This window comes from Pseudomonas sp. NPDC089406 (assembly GCF_044900265.1).
Classification (GTDB): Bacteria; Pseudomonadota; Gammaproteobacteria; order Pseudomonadales; family Pseudomonadaceae; genus Aquipseudomonas; species Aquipseudomonas fakonensis.
This window is the reverse complement of sequence record NZ_JBJDNC010000009.1, coordinates 86721-105138: the sequence shown is the minus strand read 5'-3', so window position 1 is coordinate 105138 and position 18418 is coordinate 86721. Positions and strand designations below refer to the sequence as shown.

14 protein-coding genes and 3 pseudogenes are annotated in these 18418 nt (G+C 65.3%); 12 read left to right on the top strand and 5 right to left on the bottom strand.

Annotated elements, in window-relative coordinates; translation table 11 throughout:
- Positions 1–100: 100 nt before the first annotated feature.
- Both ACI2KK_RS08920 and ACI2KK_RS08915 read right to left on the bottom strand, forming a co-directional pair.
- Positions 101–592: pseudogene (locus ACI2KK_RS08920) on the bottom strand (methyl-accepting chemotaxis protein); the annotation flags it as partial.
- Positions 593–1384: 792 nt separating this feature from the next.
- Positions 1385–1666: pseudogene (locus ACI2KK_RS08915) on the bottom strand (PAS domain-containing protein); the annotation flags it as partial.
- Between the two features lie 439 nt (positions 1667–2105).
- On the opposite strand from ACI2KK_RS08915, the gene ACI2KK_RS08910 reads away from it, so the two are divergent.
- The 4 genes from ACI2KK_RS08910 (at position 2106) to ACI2KK_RS08895 (ending at position 6183) form a co-directional block, all read left to right on the top strand.
- Entirely contained in the window at positions 2106–3416 is a 1311-nt protein-coding gene (locus ACI2KK_RS08910) for a C4-dicarboxylate transporter DctA (RefSeq protein ID WP_404668652.1), read from the top strand.
- A gap of 70 nt (positions 3417–3486) precedes the next feature.
- Complete coding sequence (locus ACI2KK_RS08905; protein ID WP_404668651.1) at positions 3487–4188, top strand: FadR/GntR family transcriptional regulator; 702 nt, start codon at positions 3487–3489, stop codon at positions 4186–4188.
- Positions 4189–4204: 16 nt separating this feature from the next.
- Complete coding sequence (locus ACI2KK_RS08900) at positions 4205–4885, top strand: GntR family transcriptional regulator (protein WP_369990600.1); 681 nt, start codon at positions 4205–4207, stop codon at positions 4883–4885.
- A gap of 272 nt (positions 4886–5157) precedes the next feature.
- Positions 5158–6183, top strand: coding sequence for a hypothetical protein (locus ACI2KK_RS08895; RefSeq protein ID WP_404668650.1), 1026 nt, complete (start codon positions 5158–5160; stop codon positions 6181–6183).
- Positions 6184–6318: 135 nt separating this feature from the next.
- Here ACI2KK_RS08895 and ACI2KK_RS08890 read toward each other — a convergent pair whose 3' ends face one another.
- A complete protein-coding gene (locus ACI2KK_RS08890; RefSeq protein WP_404668649.1) occupies positions 6319–6756 on the bottom strand; it encodes a PACE efflux transporter in 438 nt (145 codons plus the stop codon).
- Between the two features lie 102 nt (positions 6757–6858).
- Between ACI2KK_RS08890 and ACI2KK_RS08885 the strand changes: the two genes are divergently transcribed.
- The 4 genes and pseudogenes from ACI2KK_RS08885 to ACI2KK_RS08870 all read left to right on the top strand — a co-directional run bounded on the left by ACI2KK_RS08885 (position 6859) and on the right by ACI2KK_RS08870 (position 10977).
- Entirely contained in the window at positions 6859–7740 is an 882-nt protein-coding gene (locus ACI2KK_RS08885; protein ID WP_404668648.1) for a LysR family transcriptional regulator, read from the top strand.
- 142 nt (positions 7741–7882) lie between these two features.
- Positions 7883–8914, top strand: a pseudogene (locus tag ACI2KK_RS08880) (cache domain-containing protein); the annotation flags it as partial.
- 114 nt (positions 8915–9028) lie between these two features.
- On the top strand, positions 9029–9769 hold the full coding sequence (locus ACI2KK_RS08875; RefSeq protein ID WP_404668704.1) for a methyl-accepting chemotaxis protein: 741 nt from the start codon (positions 9029–9031) through the stop codon (positions 9767–9769).
- Positions 9770–10191: 422 nt separating this feature from the next.
- Positions 10192–10977: a sulfite exporter TauE/SafE family protein gene (locus tag ACI2KK_RS08870; RefSeq protein ID WP_217842651.1), complete on the top strand. Its 786-nt coding sequence runs from the start codon at positions 10192–10194 to the stop codon at positions 10975–10977.
- 92 nt (positions 10978–11069) lie between these two features.
- On the opposite strand, the gene ACI2KK_RS08865 is transcribed toward ACI2KK_RS08870, so the two are convergent.
- A complete protein-coding gene (locus ACI2KK_RS08865; RefSeq protein ID WP_217842650.1) occupies positions 11070–11510 on the bottom strand; it encodes a hypothetical protein in 441 nt (146 codons plus the stop codon).
- 190 nt (positions 11511–11700) lie between these two features.
- Between ACI2KK_RS08865 and ACI2KK_RS08860 the strand changes: the two genes are divergently transcribed.
- Both ACI2KK_RS08860 and ACI2KK_RS08855 read left to right on the top strand, forming a co-directional pair.
- Positions 11701–12789, top strand: a complete 1089-nt coding sequence (locus ACI2KK_RS08860) for a pyridoxal phosphate-dependent aminotransferase (RefSeq protein ID WP_404668647.1) — start codon at positions 11701–11703, stop codon at positions 12787–12789.
- Between the two features lie 360 nt (positions 12790–13149).
- The gene (locus tag ACI2KK_RS08855; RefSeq protein WP_404668646.1) at positions 13150–13464 is read left to right on the top strand and encodes a helix-turn-helix domain-containing protein; all 315 of its coding nucleotides are present in this window, start codon (positions 13150–13152) and stop codon (positions 13462–13464) included.
- 368 nt (positions 13465–13832) lie between these two features.
- Here the strand turns inward: ACI2KK_RS08855 and ACI2KK_RS08850 are convergent, their stop codons facing one another.
- Positions 13833–14117 carry a hypothetical protein gene (locus ACI2KK_RS08850; protein ID WP_404668645.1) on the bottom strand — a complete coding sequence of 95 codons (285 nt, stop codon included), beginning with the start codon at positions 14115–14117 and terminating at the stop codon, positions 13833–13835.
- A 660-nt stretch (positions 14118–14777) separates the two neighbouring features.
- On the opposite strand from ACI2KK_RS08850, the gene ACI2KK_RS08845 reads away from it, so the two are divergent.
- Both ACI2KK_RS08845 and ACI2KK_RS08840 read left to right on the top strand, forming a co-directional pair.
- Positions 14778–16718 (top strand): methyl-accepting chemotaxis protein, encoded by a 1941-nt coding sequence (locus ACI2KK_RS08845; RefSeq protein ID WP_404668644.1) that lies wholly within the window; start codon positions 14778–14780, stop codon positions 16716–16718.
- Positions 16719–16837: 119 nt separating this feature from the next.
- A complete protein-coding gene (locus tag ACI2KK_RS08840) occupies positions 16838–17998 on the top strand; it encodes an MFS transporter (RefSeq protein WP_404668643.1) in 1161 nt (386 codons plus the stop codon).
- Positions 17999–18418 lie beyond the last annotated feature (420 nt).

Below are 18418 nucleotides of genomic sequence, written 5' to 3'. Positions count from 1 at the left end.
TGGCGCCTATGAGATCGAGCGCCGCGCGGGCGGCGCTCGATCTCATAGGCGCTGCAAGGGCTGTGGCAAGCACCTTCCAGCCCTGACACAGTACCAACCACTAACGGTTAAACCGCTCCACCAACGCCCGCAACCCGGCGCAAATCTGCTCCAGCTCCGCCCCACGCGACGCCGCTGCATTGGCCCGGCTGGCGCTCTGCTGCACGGTACCGGCCACCCCGTTGATCTGCCGCGACACATCTTCGGCCACGCTGGACTGCTGCTGCGAAGCTGCCGCCATCTGCTGGCTCATGTCGCTGATGCGCAGCACCGCCTCGCGGATACCCTGCAGTGCCTGCTGGGTTTCCCCCACCTGCACTACCCCCTGCTCGGCCCCGGCAATACCCAGGCTGGCGATGCTCACCGCCTGTTCGGCACCACTGCGCAGGCTGTCGGTAATGGCCTGGATATGCAGGGTGGACTGGCGGGTCTTGTCAGCCAGCGCCCTTACCTCATCAGCCACTACCGCAAAGCCGCGGCCATGCTCGCCGGCCCGGGCTGCCTCGATGGCGGCGTTCAGCGCCAGCAAATTGGTCTGCTCGGCGATGGCGCGGATCATCCCGGCGGCCTCGGCGATGGCACCGGTCTGACCGGCCAGGTCGTTGACCGCCTGGTTGATCTGCCCGACGGTGCCTGCCAGGCCACGGATCGCCGCGCCGCTGGCGTCGGCCACCTGGCTGCCGCGCTCGGTCAGCTGGTGGGCGGTGTGGGCTTCTTGCGCGGTGAGTTGCACGTGGCCAGCCACCTCGCCGATGGAGGCGGCCATTTCGGTCATGGCCGTGGCGGTCAGGTCGGTTTCGGCGCGTTGCTCCAGCAACGCCGCCTCGGTGCCCCGCGACAGGCGCCCGGCATCCAGCGCGGCGTCGGCCATTTGTGCCGCCAGGTCGCTCAGGCGGGTCAGCGCGGTTTTAAGGCGTGCCTCTTCGCTGATCAGAATCAGCTCCAGCTGCCCGGCGGCGCCGGCCTGGTCGCTGTAGGTCAGCGCTGCCACCGGGTCGCTGAAGGTGTTGCCGGCGGCGGCGGCAATCCGCCGCTGGTGGCGGGCCATGCGGCTCTGCGCCCACCAGCCGGTGGCGGCGAACAGCGCCAGGGTCAGGCCCTGGGCCGGCAGGCCCGGCCACAGCCGATCGGCGCCCACGGCCAAGGCGCCGGCACACAGCGGCACCACCAGGGCACGGGCTGCCAGCGCCAGGCGCCGGGCCGGCGAAAGTGCGGCCTGGCCTGCACGCAGGCGCGCGTACACCGCCTCGGCCCGGGCCACCTGCTCACGGGTCGGGCGCACCCGTACCGACTCGTAGCCCACCAGCCGGCCGTTCTCCAGGATCGGCGTCACATAGGCGCTGACCCAGTAGAAATTGCCGTTCTTGCAGCGGTTCTTGACGATGCCCATCCAGCTCTGGCCGGCCTTGAGGTACTGCCACATCAGCTCGAACACCGCCTCGGGCATGTCCGGGTGGCGCACCAGGTTGTGCGGGCTGCCGACCAGCTCGGCCTGGCTGTAGCCGCTGATGGCGGCGAACTCGGCGTTGCAGTAGGTGATCAGGCTTGAGGTGTCGGTGGCAGAAATGAGCCGCTGGTGCTCGGGGAAGCTTTGCTCGACCGGGTTGACCGGCAGGTTGGTACGCACGATGGGACTCCATTCTCACGCGGGCGTGGAGCCAGCCGAGAGGCGGTTGGCTTCGGGTATTTGATTGAATGACCAATCAGTCATGGGCGGCGGATTTTACGGGGTCCATGGGGCTTTGCAAGCAGACCATTGTCCCTGGCTCTGCCCGCTGTTGCGGCTGAACCGGCGGCGACCGGTCTGGCACAGGCTATAGGGGCTACCGGCCTGATCGCCGGCAAGCCGGCTCCTACAAGCGATCACCCGCGCAGGGGCGGCCAGCCTCTCAAAATCCACACGACAACTGGTCAGACCGGTAAGGCCGAAAAATCTTGCAATACCTCCAGAATGGGAGTTTTATGGCCCTCGCAGTGAACAAACCGGTAAGACCACAATAATTAAGTCCTGCACTCTTTCGCTCCGTGTGGCTGGGGGGCAAGGACACCGACCAGAGATCCCTCCCATGCTCAAATGGTGTTCGCGTTCGATCTTTCTCCAGGTAGTGCTCGGCCTCGCCCTAGGCGTCATCTGCGGCCTGAGCTTCCCCGACCTGTCCCTGCAACTCAAACCCCTTGGCGACGGCTTCATCAAGCTGATCAAGATGCTCATCGGCCTGATCGTGTTCTGCGTGGTGGTCAGCGGCATTTCCGGCGCAGGCGACCTGAAAAAGGTCGGGCGCATCGGCCTCAAGTCGGTGATCTACTTCGAGGTGCTGACCACCCTGGCCCTGGTGATCGGCCTGGTGTTCGCCTTCAGCAGCGGCATCGGCACCGGCGCCAACATCCACCTCGACCAGTTGTCCAGTGCCGATGCCGGCGCCCTGGCCGACCGTGGCGCACACATCCACAGCACCACCACCTTCCTCATGGACTTGATCCCCACCTCGGTGGTGGGCGCCTTCGCCGACAACAACATCCTGCAAGTGCTGCTGTTCTCGGTGCTGTTCGGCAGCGCGCTGAACCTGGTGGGCGAGTCGGCCTCGGGCATCTCGCGGCTGATCAACGAGCTGAGCCACGTGATCTTCCGCATCATGGGCATGATCGTGCGCCTGGCACCGATCGGCGTGTTCGGCGCCATCGCCTTCACCACCAGCAAGTACGGCCTGAGCTCGCTGCAGCACCTGGGCGGCCTGGTGGCGCTGTTCTACCTGACCTGCGCAGGCTTCGTGCTGATCGTGCTGGGCACCGTGATGCGCATCTCCGGCCTGCGCCTGCTGCCGCTGATCAAGTACCTGCGTGAAGAGCTGAGCATCGTGCTGGGTACCGCCTCCTCCGACGCCGTACTGCCGCAGGTGATGCGCAAGCTCGAGCACCTCGGTATCGGCAGCTCCACCGTAGGCCTGGTGATCCCCACCGGCTACTCGTTCAACCTCGACGGCTTCTCGATCTACCTGACCCTAGCCATCGTGTTCATCGCCAACGCCACCGGCACGCCGCTGGCCATGACCGACCTGCTGACCATTCTTCTGGTGTCGCTGGTGACTTCCAAGGGTGCCCACGGCATCCCAGGCTCGGCCCTGGTGATCCTCGCTGCCACCCTGACCGCGGTACCGGCGATCCCGGTGGTGGGCCTGGTGCTGGTGCTGGCGGTGGACTGGTTCATGGGCATCGGCCGCGCGCTGACCAACCTGATCGGCAACTGCGTCGCCACCGTGGCCATCGCCCGTTGGGAGAAGGATATCGACCTGGAGCGCGCCAACAACGTGCTGGCCAACAAACCAGGCTACGCCCCGGCACCGCGCAAGCAGGGCAGCGCCCATCAACAGGAATTCTAAGCCCCCGGCGGGCGGCGCCAGCCGCCGCCCCGCCAGACGCGAGCCTAACGCGTCAACCAAGGAGCGAACCGTGATCAGCTCATCGACCGTAGTCAACTCAGTGGTGGAGAAACTCCGCCAGGCCCTGGCCCGCGGCCAGTGGCGCAGCGGCGACATGCTGCCCGGCCAGCGCGAGCTGGCCGAGCAAATGGGCATCAGCCGCCCCAGCCTGCGCGAAGCGGTGATCGTGCTGGAAACCCTGGGCCTGGTGCGTTCGCTGCCAGGCAAGGGCGTACTGGTGCTGGACGCCGACGCCGCCCCGGCGCAAAGCCCCGAAGCCGTGGCCCAGGCCAGCCTTGCCGACGTGCTGGAGCTGCGCTACACCCTCGAACCCTTCATCGCAGGGTTGGTGGCGCAATCGGCCGGCAATCAGGATATCGGCCAGTTGCGCCTGACCCTGATGGACATGCGCGAAGCGCTGGAGTCAAACGACAGCGAGGCCGGTTTCAATGCCTACATCGCCTTCCACGAAGCGCTGTTCGCCCTGACCACCAACCCGATCTTCCAGAGCGTGGTGCAGCAAACCGGCAACGCTCTCAAAGAAAGCGCCGACATGCTGCGTAACTCCCCCGAACACCTGGCCGCGCGCCTGAGCGAAAACGAAGCGGTGGTGCGCGCCATCCGCGAACGCAACAGTGCCCACGCCAGCCTGCAGATGCGCCGCCACATCCTCGCCGAAGGCGAGCGCATGGGCATCGCCCTGAACATCCCCGACGACCACCCCGGCCCCTGATACAAGGAGAGCGACCATGACCGCCTGCGCCCAAGCCGCCCCCCACCTGCCTGCCCTGCTGGGCGCCGGCGAAACCCGCCTGTCGGCTGAGCAGATCTACCCCCGCTTGTTCGACGCCATTCTCGAGCAACGCCTGCCACCGGGCAGCGCCCTGCCCGAGCAGGCCCTGGGCAATGCCTTCGGCGTCAGCCGCACGGTGATCCGCCGGGTGCTCGGGCGGCTGTCCGACCAGCAGGTGGTGGTGCAACGCCCCAGCCACACCGCGCACCTGGCCGCCCCCGACCCGCAGCAGGCGCGCCAGGTGCTCAGTGCCCGGCGCCTGGCGGAAACCACGCTGATCGGCCTGGCCACCCAGCGCGCGCGCCCGGCGCAGATTCGCCAGCTGCGCCAGCTGGTGGAGCGCGAGCGCCAGCACCACGAGCAGGGCGAGCGCTGCACGGCGATCCGCCTGGGCGGCGAGTTTCACATGAAGCTGGCGCAGATGGCCGCCAACGCGCCGCTGGCGCGGTTTCTCAACGGCCTGGTGCCGATGACCTCGCTGATCATCGCCCGCTACGAATCGCCCTGCTGCGAGCACTGCGCCTGGCAGGAGCACGCGGCAATCATCGATGCCGTGGAAAGCGGCGACGGCGAGGCGGCGCTGGCGTTGATGCATGAGCACCTGGACCGCCTCGAAGCCAAGCTGGACCTGAAATAACCCCTACATAACCATCAGGCCTGCGCTGTCCCTGTAGGAGCCGGCTTGCCGGCGATGAGGCCGGCACAGGCAATACAAGACAGCTCCCCCATGTGCAGCGCCAAGCCTGACTTCACTTAATCCTGTGGGAGCGGACTTACCGAGGTGCCGGACCACCGCGAAGCAGGCAGCGCGGTGTATGGCACCGGCTGCGCCGGTGATCGCCGGCAAGCCGGCTCCTACAGGGGCGCCGGCCTATACTCGGTTGACCATAAGGCTTTGAGGCGCCCGGCGTGAAATCAACCACTCTGATTTTGCCCCTGTGCCTGCTGCTGGCCGTGGCCGGCTGCGCCGCCAGGCGCCCTGCCCCACCGCCACCGCAACCCCTGCCTCCGGCGGTGTGGCAGCGCATCGACCAGGACCTGCTGAACGCCTCGGTCGCGGCCACAGCTTCGGCCAACGACTACGCCCGCCGCTCGATGCGGGTGTGGCGCGAGCAGGTGCAACAGCGCACCGAAAACGACTTCATCCCCTGGTTCACCGGCTACTGGACCCAGCAGTGGCTCACGCTGAAGGTGGCCTGGTACAAGATGAACGGCGGCAATGGCGCCGAGCCGCCAGAAAAACGCCTGGCCCTGTACCTGCAGGAGCAATACCACCAGCGGGTGATCGACCCGGTGGCCGAGCAGATCGACCCCGAAGGCATCCGCGAGCGCGCCAGCGAGCTGTACCTGCAACTGCTCGGCCAGCAGTTGCCGGCCATCATCCAGCGCTACAACGCCCCGCCCGAGCAGTTCAGCCAGCGCCTCAACCGCATCCCAGTCATCGCCCTGGGGCCGCCAGATGCGCGCAACGCCTCGCTGTACCAACTGCTGCGGGCCAAGTCGCTGGCCCAGCAGCCGGCCTGGCAATCGTTGCGCGAGCATCTGCACCAGCAAGCCTCCAGGGCACCGGGCAAAACCGACGTCGGCCTGTCCTCGGTGGCTACCCAGGCCAGTGAAAAACTCGGCGCCACCCTGGCCCCGCGCGGCGCCGCCAGCGCCATCGCAGCGGCAGTGGGCAAGGCAGCCGGGACCATGATTTCGGTGGCGGTGGCCGGCTACGGCATGATTACCCACGACCGCGAGCAGCCGCAGATGGTCGAGCAGTTGCGGGTGATTCTGGGGGTGGCGCTGAACGAGGAATGGCAGGAGCTGATGGAAAACCGCCAGAGCGGGGCCATGGCCGGGGTGTATTACCTGTCGGGGCAGGTGGAGGACAGTTTGCTGGGGAGTCGCGGGCAGGTGCAGGAGCCGATGTTGATCCGGCTGCCGCCGTAAGGTGATCCCTGTGTAGGAGCGGCCTTGCGTCGCGAAAGGGCTGCATGGCAGCCCCAGGGTTTCAGCATCATGCAAGATCGCCGGGGCTGCTGCGCAGCCCTTTCGCGACACAAGGCCGCTCCTACAAGGGACGACTCAGGCTGTTGGGGCCACTGCCATGGCCGATGCCGGCAAACCGAAGATGCGGTCGAACGCCCAGTTGTAGGCAAAGGTGTAGCACGGCACCAGCACGATGAACGCCATATCCACCACCAGCGCTTCCAGCAGGGTCATGTCCAGCCACCAGGCAATCAGCGGAATCAGGTACACCACCAAGGTCAGCTGAAAGCCCACCGCATGCACCACCCGCCGCGAAAGGCTGCGCCCGCGCGTGGCCTGGCGGCTCTCCCAGTACTCGAACAGGCTGTTGTAGACCAGGTTCCAGGCCATGGCGATGGTGGTGATCATCACCGCCAGGGGCCCTGTGTGCGAGGCCTGGGTGTCGGACAGATAAGCCAGCCCCAGGGTCGACATGCACAAGCCGATCAGTTCATAAAAAGTCACGTAGACCAGTTTGCGTTTGAGTCCTTGCACGGGGGCACCTTTACTGCGGGTTCATCGAAGGGCGGCGAGCATGCATCAATAGACTTGACAGAAAAAGTCAGCAGCTTTCAGATTCACTGAAAGGAGCCTGCCATGAATTTTTCCAGCGACACCATCCTGCTGTTTCTCGCCGTGCTCGACCGTGGCTCGTTTTCTGCCGCCGCCCGCGCCTTGGGCCGGGTGCCCTCGGCGGTGAGCATGGCCATCGGCAACCTCGAGGCCGAGTTGGGTTACACGTTGTTCGAACGCGGCCCCCGGGAAGTACGCCCGACCGCCCAGGCACTGGCCCTGGAACCTCATGCCCGGCTGATCGGCGAGCAACTGGGGCTGCTGGCGGTACACGCCCTGGAGCTGTCCCGCGGGCTTGAGAGCAGCCTGGCCATCGCTGTGGTGCCGGACATCGACCAGCGCCCGCTGCTGCACGCCATCGCCCGCCTGGGCGAGCGCCACCCGTTGCTGGACATCGAACTGCTGGCCGCCCCCCAGGAAGAAGCCCTGCACCTGCTCGACAGTGGCAGGGTTTGCCTGGCGCTGGCCTTCGCCGGCTTGCAGGTGGATGCCCGGCGCAGTTTCCAGCAAATCGCCATGGAGTCGCTGGTGGCCACCCTGTCGCCGCAGCACCCGGCCTACCTCGCAGGGCGCATTCGCAACCTCGAGGACCTGGTGAACCTGCGCCAGGTATTGGTGTGCAGCCGCGACCTGCCGCTGAGCGACCCGCGCGCGTTGATCGGCACCTCGCACTGGCGCACCGACAGCTACGACCTGGCCGTGCAAATGGTCGAGGCCGGCCTTGGCTGGGGCGACCTGCCGCTGTCGCGGGTGGGCCCGCTGATCGGCGCCGGGCGCCTGGTGCGCCTGGCCTTCGGCAACACGCGCAACGAACTGCAACTGCCGGTGCATGCCTTCTGGCTCAAGCAGCAGCCCCTCGGCCAGGCCGCACGGGCGCTGGTGAAGTTGCTGTCATCGGCTGATTAAGATGCAGGGCATAACCGACAGTGCTTGCGGCATTTAGTCTTTCAACAAATTTCATGAACAGCCGATACCGTGATGACAGGCTTCGCCCATCGCGCCACAAGCGCGCGGCGCCCTCCCCCTTATTGGCTCAAGGTCTCGAAACATGAACCTGAAATTCCGCCACAAGATCCTGCTCAGTGCCTGCGGCGTCGTCGTCCTGGCCTTCGCGTTGTTCACCCTTTACAACGACTACCTGCAACGCAACACCATCCGCCAGAACATCGAGTCGTCGGTGCGCCAGGCCGGCGCGCAAACCGCCAGCAGCGTGCAAAACTGGATGAGCGGGCGCATCCTGGTGCTGGAAAACCTCGCCCAGGACATCGCCCAGCAAGGCGCCGGCCCCAACGTGCCGGGGCTGGTCGACCAGCCTTCGTACACCAGCAACTTCCAGTTCACCTACTTCGGCCAGAACACCGGCCTGTTCACCCAGCGCCCCGACGCGAAAATGCCCGACGGCTACGACCCGCGCCAGCGCCCCTGGTACAGCCAGGCGGTGAGCGCCAACCAGACCCTGCTGACCCCGCCCTACCAAGCCTCGGTGGGCGGCCTGGTGGTGACCATCGCCATCCCGGTCAAGGCGCGCAACAACGGCGAGCTGCTGGGCGTGGTCGGCGGCGACCTGAGCCTGGACACCCTCAGCGAGATCCTCGCTGCGGTGGACTTCGGCGGCATCGGCCATGCTTTCTTGGTTGACGGCAACGGCCAGGTCATCGTCAGCCCCGACAAGGGCCACCTGATGAAGAACCTCAAGGACATCTACCCCGGCGCCAACCTGCGCATCGAGCCGGGCATGCAGGACGTGACCCTGAACGGCGAAGAACGCATCGTCTCGTTCGCCAAGGTCGACGGCTTGCCTTCGGCGCAGTGGTACATCGGCCTGTCGATCGATAAAGACAAGGCCTACGCCGCCCTCGGCCAGTTCCGCACCTCGGCGATCATCGCCATGCTCGTTGCGGTGGCCGCCATCGCCGGCCTCTTGGGCCTGCTGATTCCGGTACTGATGCGCCCGCTGACCACCATGGGCCGCGCCATGCGCGACATCGCCGAAGGTGAAGGCGACCTGACCCGGCGCCTGAGCGTCGAGCAGAAGGACGAGTTCGGCGAACTGGCCACCTCGTTCAACCGCTTCGTCGAGCGCATCCATGCCTCGATCACCGAGGTGTCCTCGGCCACCCGCCTGGTGCACGATCTGTCGGAGAAGGTAGTAGGCGCCTCCAATGCCTCGCTCAGCGGCTCCGAGGAGCAGAGCATGCGCACCAACAGCGTGGCTGCGGCGATCAACGAGCTGGGCGCCGCCACCCAGGAAATCGCCCGCAACGCCGCCGATGCCTCGCAGCACGCCAGCGGCGCCAGCGAGCAGGCCCACGATGGCCGCGAGGTGGTGGAGCAGGCGATCAACGCCATGACCGCGCTGTCGCAGCGCATCAGCGATTCGTGCGAGCAGATCGAGACACTCAACGCCAGTACCGACGAGATCGGCAAGATCCTTGATGTGATCAAGGGCATCTCCCAGCAGACCAACCTGCTGGCGCTGAACGCCGCCATCGAAGCCGCCCGCGCCGGTGAAGCCGGGCGTGGTTTTGCCGTGGTGGCCGACGAGGTGCGCAACCTGGCCCACCGGACCCAGGAGTCGGCTGAGGAGATCCACCGCATGATCACCAGCCTGCAGGTGGGCTCGCGCGAGGCGGTGCACACCATGAACACCAGCCAGGTGTCCAGCGAACAGACCGTGCAGGTGGCCAACCAGGCCGGCGAGCGCCTGGCCAGCGTCACCCAGCGCATTGGCGAGATCGACGGCATGAACCAGTCGGTGGCCACCGCCACCGAAGAGCAGACCGCCGTGGTCGAGAGCCTGAACCTGGACATCACCCAGATCAACGCGCTGAACCAGCAAGGGGTGGAGAACCTCAACGAAACCCTGCGCCACTGCGATGCGCTGAGCCAGCAGGCCGGGCGTTTGAAGCAGCTGGTGGGCAGCTTCCGCATCTGATCGACGCGGAGCGCTTTTGGGGAGGTCGCTCCTACAGGTACACCGCCTGACTCAGGCTCTGTGCACTCCTGTGGGAGCGGGTTTACCCGCGAAGCAGACAACACGGTGGCTGGCACCGGCTATGCCGGTGTTCGCGGCTAAAGCCGCTCCCACAGGGATTGCATGAGCTTCAGGTCAGTGCCGTACCTGTAGGAGCCGGCTTGCCGGCGATGGGGCCGATTCAGGCAGCACAAGACAGTTGCTCCCACAGGGATCGCGCCAGCTTTTGGAAATTGAGCAAAACAGTTTGCTCCTGCACAAAGCGCGAAAAGCACTACATGCACCAGGGTTATAACCTAATAACGAACAAGTCTATTTGGCTATAAAAAAATCTATATGCTGGCTGCATCCGATCACGGGCAAGCTGGGCAGTCGAGTAGCGTATGGATGTAGGTTCTTTCGGTTTCACCATTGCAGGGCTGGTTGTGGGTTTCATCGTCGGCATGACCGGCGTTGGCGGCGGTTCGCTGATGACCCCGATCCTGCTGTGGTTCGGCATCAACCCCGCCACTGCCGTGGGCACCGACCTGCTCTATGCCGCCATCACCAAGGCCAGTGGCGTCTGGGTGCACGGGCGCAACAAGAACATCGACTGGAAGATCACCGGCTGGCTGAGCCTGGGCAGCGTGCCTGCCGCGGCGCTCACCCTGTGGTTCCTCAGCACCCTGCACACCGACACCTCGGCGCTGAACGCCATCATCAAGCAAGGCCTGGCCGTGGTGCTGATCCTCACCGCCCTGGCCATCCTGTTCAAATCGCGCCTGCAGGCCTTCGCCAGCAGGCACGCGGGTGATCACTACCACCTCAGCGACCGCACCCTGAACACCCTGACCGTGCTGACCGGCGTGGTACTGGGGGTGATGGTCACCCTGACGTCGATCGGCGCCGGCGCCCTGGGCACCGTGGCGCTGTTCTTGCTGTACCCGTTTCTGGTCACCCGCCGCCTGGTCGGCACCGAGATCGCCCACGCCGTGCCGCTGACCCTGGTAGCCGGGCTTGGCCACGCCGGCATGGGCAACATGGACTGGTCGCTGCTGGGCTACCTGCTGCTGGGCTCGCTGCCGGGCATCTACCTGGGCAGCCACCTCACCGGGCGTATCTCCGACCGCGTGCTGCGCCCTTGCCTGGCAGCGATGCTGCTGCTGATCGGCTACAAGCTGGCATTCTGACCTGCAACGGCCCCATCGCCGGCAAGCCGGCTCCTACAGGGTTTTGCACGCCCTTGTAGGAGCCGGCTTGCCGGCGATGGGGCCGTCAGCCTTCACTTAGCCGCTTGTTCCAGGTATTCAGTCAGAAAATGCTGGGCATTGCCCTGCTCGGACAGGCCGGCGTCATAGCGCAACGAGATTTCCTGCTTTTCACCCGGCAGGTACAGGTTGCCCCAGTCGCCCCGCACGATCAGCGCCACATACTTCTTGCCGTCGACTTCGGTGGCATAGCGGGTGTCGCGGTCGGTCTTTTCCACATCCATTTTCTGGATGCGCATGTTCCAGTCGTGGTCGAGGCCGTCGACCTGCACCAGCGCCTGGCTGGCGCTGCGCTCACCGACCCGCAGGGTCCACACCTTCACGCCTTGTTCGCCGCTGAAGGCCACCACCTTGTCCGCTACCGGCGGGCGCGGGGCCTCGGCGGCCAGCAGTGGGGTGCTGATGAGAAGGCCCAGGGCCAGGGCCTGCCAGTTCCGTCTTGTTGCGAGCATCATGCTGCCTTCCTGTATTGCCTGTGAAAGAAGCCCCGCTCCGGGGGCTGCGCCATGATTGCAGATACGCCGTGCAGTTCAAGCCTCACGTGCCAGCAACCGGGCCTGGGCCACAGAAAGCGTTTTGCCACCCTTAATCAGGCGCGGCCGGTCTCGTCCCCTTGTTAACCAACAACAACAGGGAAGTTGAAGCATGACCGATATCTCACGTCGTTCGCTGGTTGGTCTGGGCCTGACCCTGCCACTGCTCAGCCAGTTGAGCTGGGCCGGGCAGACCCCGCCGGCCGCCACCCACGGCGGCCCGGTGCAGATCAATTTCAATGAAAGCCCCTGGGGCCCCTGCCCTGCAGCGCGCAAGGCCATGCAGGACGGTATCGCGCAAAGCGGCCGCTACCCCTACAAGGCGCAGTACCGGCTGATCGACCTGTTCGCCGAGCAGCACGGTTTACAGGCCGACCAGGTGCAGGTGTTCTGCGGCTCCAAGCTGGCCCTGCAGCACGCGGTAATGGCCTTTACCGGCCCGCGCAGCCTGGTGCTGGCCGAGCCGTCCTACGAGGCGCCGGGCGAGGCGGCCGAGGGCCGTGGCACCCCGGTGCACGCCATCGCCCTGAATGCGCAGCACGCCCATGATGTGGACGCCATGCTGGCCGCCGACGCCAACCCGGGGATGATCTACCTGTGCAACCCCAACAACCCCACCGGCACCCTTACTCCGCGCCGTGACATCGAGCGCCTGCTGGCGCGCAAGCCGGCCGGCAGCGTGGTGGTGGTGGACGAGGCCTACATCCATTTCAGCGATGCCCCCAGTTGCGTCGAGCTGGTCAAAGAGCACCCCGAACTGCTGGTGCTGCAGACCTTCTCCAAGCTGTACGGCATGGCCGGTGCGCGCCTGGGCCTGGCCATTGGCCAGGCGCCGCTGCTGCAAAAGCTCGAGGTGTACGACGGTGACAACGTGGCCCCCGCCTCGACCCTGCTGGCGGGCCTGGCCAGCCTGCAGGATTCGCAGGTGGCGCCGCAGCGCAAGCGCGACAACGCCCGCCTGCGCGACCACACCATCGCCTGGCTGGGCGAGCGCGGCTGGCGCTGCAGCGCCTCGCAAACCAACTGTTTCATGATCGACCTGCGCGGCCCGGCGCAGCCGCTGGTGGAGCGCCTGGCCCAGGAGCAGGTGCTGGTAGGCCGGGTATGGCCAAGCTGGCCCAACTGGATGCGCGTGAGCGTGGGGGATGAGGCGGATATGCGCAGGTTCCGCGAGGCGTTTGCCAAGGTGACGGCGGGGTGAGGCAAACAGCAATCCATAATACGGCGCGCGCCCTGTGGGAGCGGGTTCACCCGCGAACACCGGCGCAGCCGATGCCATGCACCGCATTGCTTGCTTCGCGGGTAAACCCGCTCCCACAGGTACTGCGGTTGGGGCTTTGAGGTGAGGCTAAGCCTGTACGCCGCGGCGTAATCAATCGAAACAGGCTACGGCTGTCACTCTGTCCTGATACGCTGCAAAATCCGTACGTCAAAGACGTAGGGATGATATACACCCCTCAGCTTGCCAACGGCGCGCTCGTCACGCTGCTCATTTACGGCAAGAGCACCACCGAAAACATACCCGCGCCCATTTTGCGCAAGATTGTGAAGGAGCTAGGCCATGCCCCTGACTGAGAAAGAACTGATGCAGCGGGATGCCCAACGCGATATCGGCGAGGAACTGCTGCAGTCTATCCGCGATGTCAAAGCCGGGCGCTACGGCGCAGTGCATCAGGGTGAAACGACCGAAGCGGCCGAAGCGCGCAGCAGAACCGGGCTTTCACAAATCAAGTTCGCCCAGTTGCTGGGCGTGTCGGTGCGCACGCTGCAGGAATGGGAACAAGGCAGGCGCATGCCATCAGGTGCAGCACGTTCGCTGCTGCATATCGCCGCCGCTCGGCCTGACGTATTTCGTGAAGTTCTGCAGGGCAATTGAAGCTGGCTGGGGGTGGCGTAGAGGCTGACAGGTGCTCGCCACAAATCTTGCAGCGCCTATCAGATCGAGCGCCGCCCGCGCGGCGCTTCGCGGTGGTTCGGCACCCCGATAAACCCGCTCCCACAGTTTATTTCGGGCCAGTCTCTCCTGTGCCGGTACCGGTGGCCGCCTTGTTTGAACGACGCGATCTCAGCGTGGGCTTTGCAGCCGCCCCACATGACTCAAGGCATGCACCAAGGCAGGCGCCGGTACTTGCCAGAAATAAACTGTGGGAGCGGGTTTACCCGCGAAGCGCCGCGCGGGCGGCGCTCGATCTCATAGGCGCTGCAAGGCTCTCGCCAAACACCTGCCTGCCTCCACGCGGTCGCTCAACCCCGCTCTATCCCCTCCAGCACCGCCTCTGACAACGCCAACCCTTTCTCCAGCGAGTTCTCCGTCGCCGTCAGCAGGCTGCGCAGGGGTTCGTCGGCCTTTTCCAGGGCCATGGCGTTGGTTTCGTAAGCGGCCTTGAGAGCAGCCACGGCGCACACCAGCGCATCCTCGCCATCGATGCCGGCATGCACCGAGAACATCGGCGGGTGGGCTTGGTGGCAGGTGCCAAAGTGGGCGTGGGCGGTTTTCGGGCGGTCGGGCCTTTGGGTTTCGAGGGTCATGGGCGGGCCTCCGGGGACGAGGCGCGGGGTGGGTCGGGGACGATTTTCAACATGATTCAGCACTCCTACATAGCCATGAAAAGCCGCCGTTAATCCGCTTGCACCCGGAATGATGGAGGCAGCTGCGCGCAGGTGTGCAAGACCGAGATGTAGGAACCCGGCAGGCTCGAAAGCCTCCCACGCGCAGCCACCATTGAGCGGCCTTGCACTACATCTGCGGGCTTGCACACCCGGTCGTCGAAATGGCGACGACCGGGCGAGACTACGGAGCGCGCCGGTAAAGGACAACCGCTGAAAGGCCGAAAAAGACTGATTGGGAAATGGACTACAGGGAATAAGGAAAGTCTGAAGAAAGGTCCTGCAAATTGTCATGGCAGGTGCACAGAATGTTGTTTGTTTTGCAGGCCTCATCGCCGGCAAGCCGGCTCCTACAGGGGAGCGCATATGGCTTGATAACGCACGGTCTCTGTAGGAGCCGGCTTGCCGGCGATTGGGCCCGTGAAGCCTGACCCAAAAATCAAGACAATCGTTCGGATTCTTGTACACGAAACAAATACTAAAGGTTTATATTCAATCCGCCGAAACAAACAGAGATAGCAAGTGGCCACCCCTCCCTAGAAACGGCCCTGCGTTCCTTCACTCTCACGGATGGGTGTCTTGATGAAAATAAAAAACAAACTGGTACTGGCCTTCGTGCTGGTGGCTTTTATCCCGGTAGCACTGGTCGGCGGCATTTCTGTAATGAATATCCGCAGTGATGCGGTAGACCAGTTCGTCGATGGCAGTACTCGGGAAATTCGCCAGATCGACGGTAATATGCGGCAGTTCTTCGACGGCACTTTGCAGAACGTCGAGCAAATGTCCAAAGATCCTGTATACAATTCAGTCGATACATTAAAAGACTACACTTCCGCCGATGCGGCCAGTAAACCGATGCCGGCCGCCGCGCAACAAGTGATCGATGCCTTCGCCCGTTACGGCACCACTCACCCGGCGGCGGCGATCCTGTCCATTGGCCTGGAAGACGGCACCTACGCCAAGTGGCCCGATGACCCGCAACTGGCCAAATACGATCCACGCGCCCGCCCCTGGTACAAGGACGCCATGGCCAGCCCCGGCAAGACCGTGCGCACCGCCGCCTACTACTACGACAAGGACGACGTGGCCCTGGTGGGTACCGCACGCGCCCTGCTCGACCCGGCCGGCAAGGCCCGTGGCGTGTTCGTGGTCAGCGTGTCGCTGAAAAACCTCACTGAGCTTGTGAAAAGCATCAAGCTGGGCAACAGCGGCTATGTGATGCTGATCGAAAACGGCACCGTGCTGGTCGACCCGCGCGACGCCGGGCACAGCTTCAAGCAGTTGAAGGACCTGGGCGCGCCTTACGCGCAACTGGCGGCCACCGAGCAAGGCTCCACCGAGGTGGTGATCGATGGCGTGCGCTACATGGCTAACGTGTGGACCTCGCCGGGCCTGGGCTGGCGCTTCGTCGGCCTGATCGAGTACGACGAAGTGATGGCCGCCGCCACCCGCATGACCTACACCACCGCAGTGATCGTGGTGCTGCTGGCCCTGGTGTTCGCCCTGGTGGCAGCTGCGTTCTCGAAGGTGATCGTCAAGCCGATCAACCAGGTCAGCGTCGGCCTGCAGTCCATCGCCGAAGGTGAAGGCGACCTGCGCCGCGACCTGCAGATTCAGGGCCGCGACGAAACCGCCGAGCTTGCCGGCTGGTTCAACAAGTTCCTGGCCGCCATTCGCCAGTTGATCCAGCGTATCGGCTCGGCCTCAACCAACCTGCACGAAGCGTCGAAAGCCAACAGCGCCATGGCTGGCGACATGAACGAAGCGGCCGGGCGCCAGCGCGAGGCAGTCGAACTGGTGTCCACCGCGTTCAACGAAATGGTCGCCACCGCCAACGAAGTGGCCCGCTCGTGCAGCAGCGCCGCAGATGCCGCCGAAAACGGTCACCGCCGCGTCGCCGAGGGCAAGCAGCAGATCGAGGCCACCACCGAGAACGTCAACCGCTTAGGGATGCGCCTGAGCGAGTCGTCCCAGGCCATGGTGGAACTTGAGGAAGGCAGCCGCAGCATCAACCAGATTCTCGGCACCATCCGCGCCATCGCCGAGCAGACCAACCTGCTGGCGCTGAACGCTGCCATCGAGGCCGCCCGCGCCGGTGACCAGGGCCGCGGCTTTGCTGTGGTGGCGGACGAAGTGCGCGCGCTGGCCAAGCGCACCTCCGACTCCACCGGCGAGATCGACCAGTTGCTCAACACCCTGGGCACCAAAACCCAGGAAGTGTCGGACAAGATGGACAGCTGCCTGGACCTGTCCCGGGCCAGCGTGTCGTCGATCGAAAGCGCCCGCGACAGCTTCGAGGGCATCCAGCTGTCGGTGAACGAGATCCGCGACCAGAACCTGCAGATTTCCGCCGCCGCCGAAGAGCAGCACAGCGTGGCCGAGGAGATCAACCGGCATATCCAGCAGATCTACGACGAGGCGCGCTTGGTGGAAGGCCTGGCCAGTTCGGCGCAGTCCGATTCCGGGCGCCTGGCGCAGCTGTCGGATGAGCTGAACGGGTTGGTGGGGCGGTTCAAGTCCTGACCACCGCAATCGCCGGCAAGCCGGCTCCTACAGGGTTTCGCACACCCCTGTAGGAGCCGGCTTGCCGGCGATGAGGCCAGTCTTGTCTACAGTGATCTCAACACCCCACCGAGATCACCATGCCCCACCACTCCCTCCCCCGCAGCGTCTGGGCCCTGGGCTTCGTCTCGATGTTCATGGACATCTCCTCGGAGATGATCCACGCCCTGCTGCCCCTGTACATGGTCGGCGTGCTCGGCACCTCGGTGCTGGCCGTGGGCCTGATCGAAGGCATCGCCGAAGCCACCGCCGCCATCACCAAGGTGTTCTCCGGCGCCCTCAGCGACCGCCTGGGCAAACGCAAGCTGCTCACCGTGCTCGGCTATGGCCTGGCCGCCGTGACCAAGCCGGTGTTCCCGCTGGCCTCGGGCCTGGAATGGCTGACCGCCGCGCGCTTTGTCGACCGCATTGGCAAGGGCATACGCGGCGCGCCGCGTGACGCGCTGATTGCCGACGTCACCCCAGCCGCGCTGCGCGGCGCCGCGTTCGGCCTGCGCCAGGCGCTGGACACCGTGGGCGCGTTCATCGGCCCGCTGCTGGCGATCGTGCTGATGTGGCTGACCGCCAGCCACTTCCAGACGGTGTTCTGGGCCGCCGTGCTGCCGGCGGTGCTGGCCATCGCGGTGCTGGTGCTGTGCGTGCGCGAGCCGGAGCATGCAGGCACGCGCCCGGTGCGCGCACCGCTGGCCCGGCGTGAGCTGGCGCGCCTGGGCGCCGGCTACTGGCGGCTGATTGCCCTGGCCACGCTGTTCACCCTGGCGCGCTTCAGCGAGGCCTTCTTGCTGCTGCGCGGCCAGGCACTGGGGCTGCCGGCATTGTGGGCCCCAGTGGTGCTGGTGCTAATGTCGCTGGCCTTCTCGCTGTCGGCCTACCCCGCCGGGGCGTTGTCGGACCGCATCGGCAGGCGCGGCGTGCTGATGATCGGGCTGGGGTTGCTGGTGCTGGCTGACCTGGCCCTGGCGCTGCTGCCGGGATGGTTCGGGCTGGCCTTGGGTGTGGGTTTGTGGGGGCTGCACATGGGCTTTACCCAAGGCGTGTTCAGCGCGCTGATCGCCGACAGCGCCCCGCCTGAACTGCGCGGTACCGCATTCGGGCTGTTCAACCTGGTGACCGGGGTGGCGTTGCTGGTGGCCAGCGTGCTGGCCGGCGGGCTGTGGGACTGGGTGGGGTATCAGGCGACGTTTCTGGTGGGTGGGGGGTTTGCGTTGCTTGCTCTGGCCGGGGTAAGGCTAGCCAGATGATTTGACGGGACCTTGTAGGAGCGGCCTTGTGTCGCGATGGGCTACGCAGCAGCCCCGAGATCTCGGCATCCTGCAAAATCCCCGGGGCTGCTGCGCAGCCCATCGCGACACAAGGCCGCTCCTACTGGCATCCCTTTCAAAGTGTTCGCGTCAGGGCTGCCAGGTGTTCGCCACAATTCCTGCAGCGCCTGTGAGATCGAGCGCCGCCCGCGCGGCGCTTCGCGGGCAAGCCCGCTCCCACAGTTTATTTCGGGCCAGTCTGTCCTGTGCCATCACCTGGGCCGCCTTGTTGGTTCGACGCGGTTTCAGCGTGGGCATTGCAGCCGCCCCACATGACTCAAGGCATACACCAAGGCAGGCGCCGGTACTTGGACAGGCATAACTGGCCCGAAATAAACTGTGGGAGCGGGCTTGCCCGCG

Coding starts and splice junctions, on each gene's coding strand:
- ACI2KK_RS08870 (WP_217842651.1), top strand. CDS start 10,192: ATGGATGTAGGTTCTTTCGGTTTCACCATTGCAGGGCTGGTTGTGGGT.
- ACI2KK_RS08855 (WP_404668646.1), top strand. CDS start 13,150: ATGCCCCTGACTGAGAAAGAACTGATGCAGCGGGATGCCCAACGCGAT.
- ACI2KK_RS08840 (WP_404668643.1), top strand. CDS start 16,838: ATGCCCCACCACTCCCTCCCCCGCAGCGTCTGGGCCCTGGGCTTCGTC.
- ACI2KK_RS08845 (WP_404668644.1), top strand. CDS start 14,778: ATGAAAATAAAAAACAAACTGGTACTGGCCTTCGTGCTGGTGGCTTTT.
- ACI2KK_RS08865 (WP_217842650.1), bottom strand. CDS start 11,510: ATGATGCTCGCAACAAGACGGAACTGGCAGGCCCTGGCCCTGGGCCTT.
- ACI2KK_RS08900 (WP_369990600.1), top strand. CDS start 4,205: ATGACCGCCTGCGCCCAAGCCGCCCCCCACCTGCCTGCCCTGCTGGGC.
- ACI2KK_RS08875 (WP_404668704.1), top strand. CDS start 9,029: ATGCGCACCAACAGCGTGGCTGCGGCGATCAACGAGCTGGGCGCCGCC.
- ACI2KK_RS08910 (WP_404668652.1), top strand. CDS start 2,106: ATGCTCAAATGGTGTTCGCGTTCGATCTTTCTCCAGGTAGTGCTCGGC.
- ACI2KK_RS08850 (WP_404668645.1), bottom strand. CDS start 14,117: ATGACCCTCGAAACCCAAAGGCCCGACCGCCCGAAAACCGCCCACGCC.
- ACI2KK_RS08860 (WP_404668647.1), top strand. CDS start 11,701: ATGACCGATATCTCACGTCGTTCGCTGGTTGGTCTGGGCCTGACCCTG.
- ACI2KK_RS08885 (WP_404668648.1), top strand. CDS start 6,859: ATGAATTTTTCCAGCGACACCATCCTGCTGTTTCTCGCCGTGCTCGAC.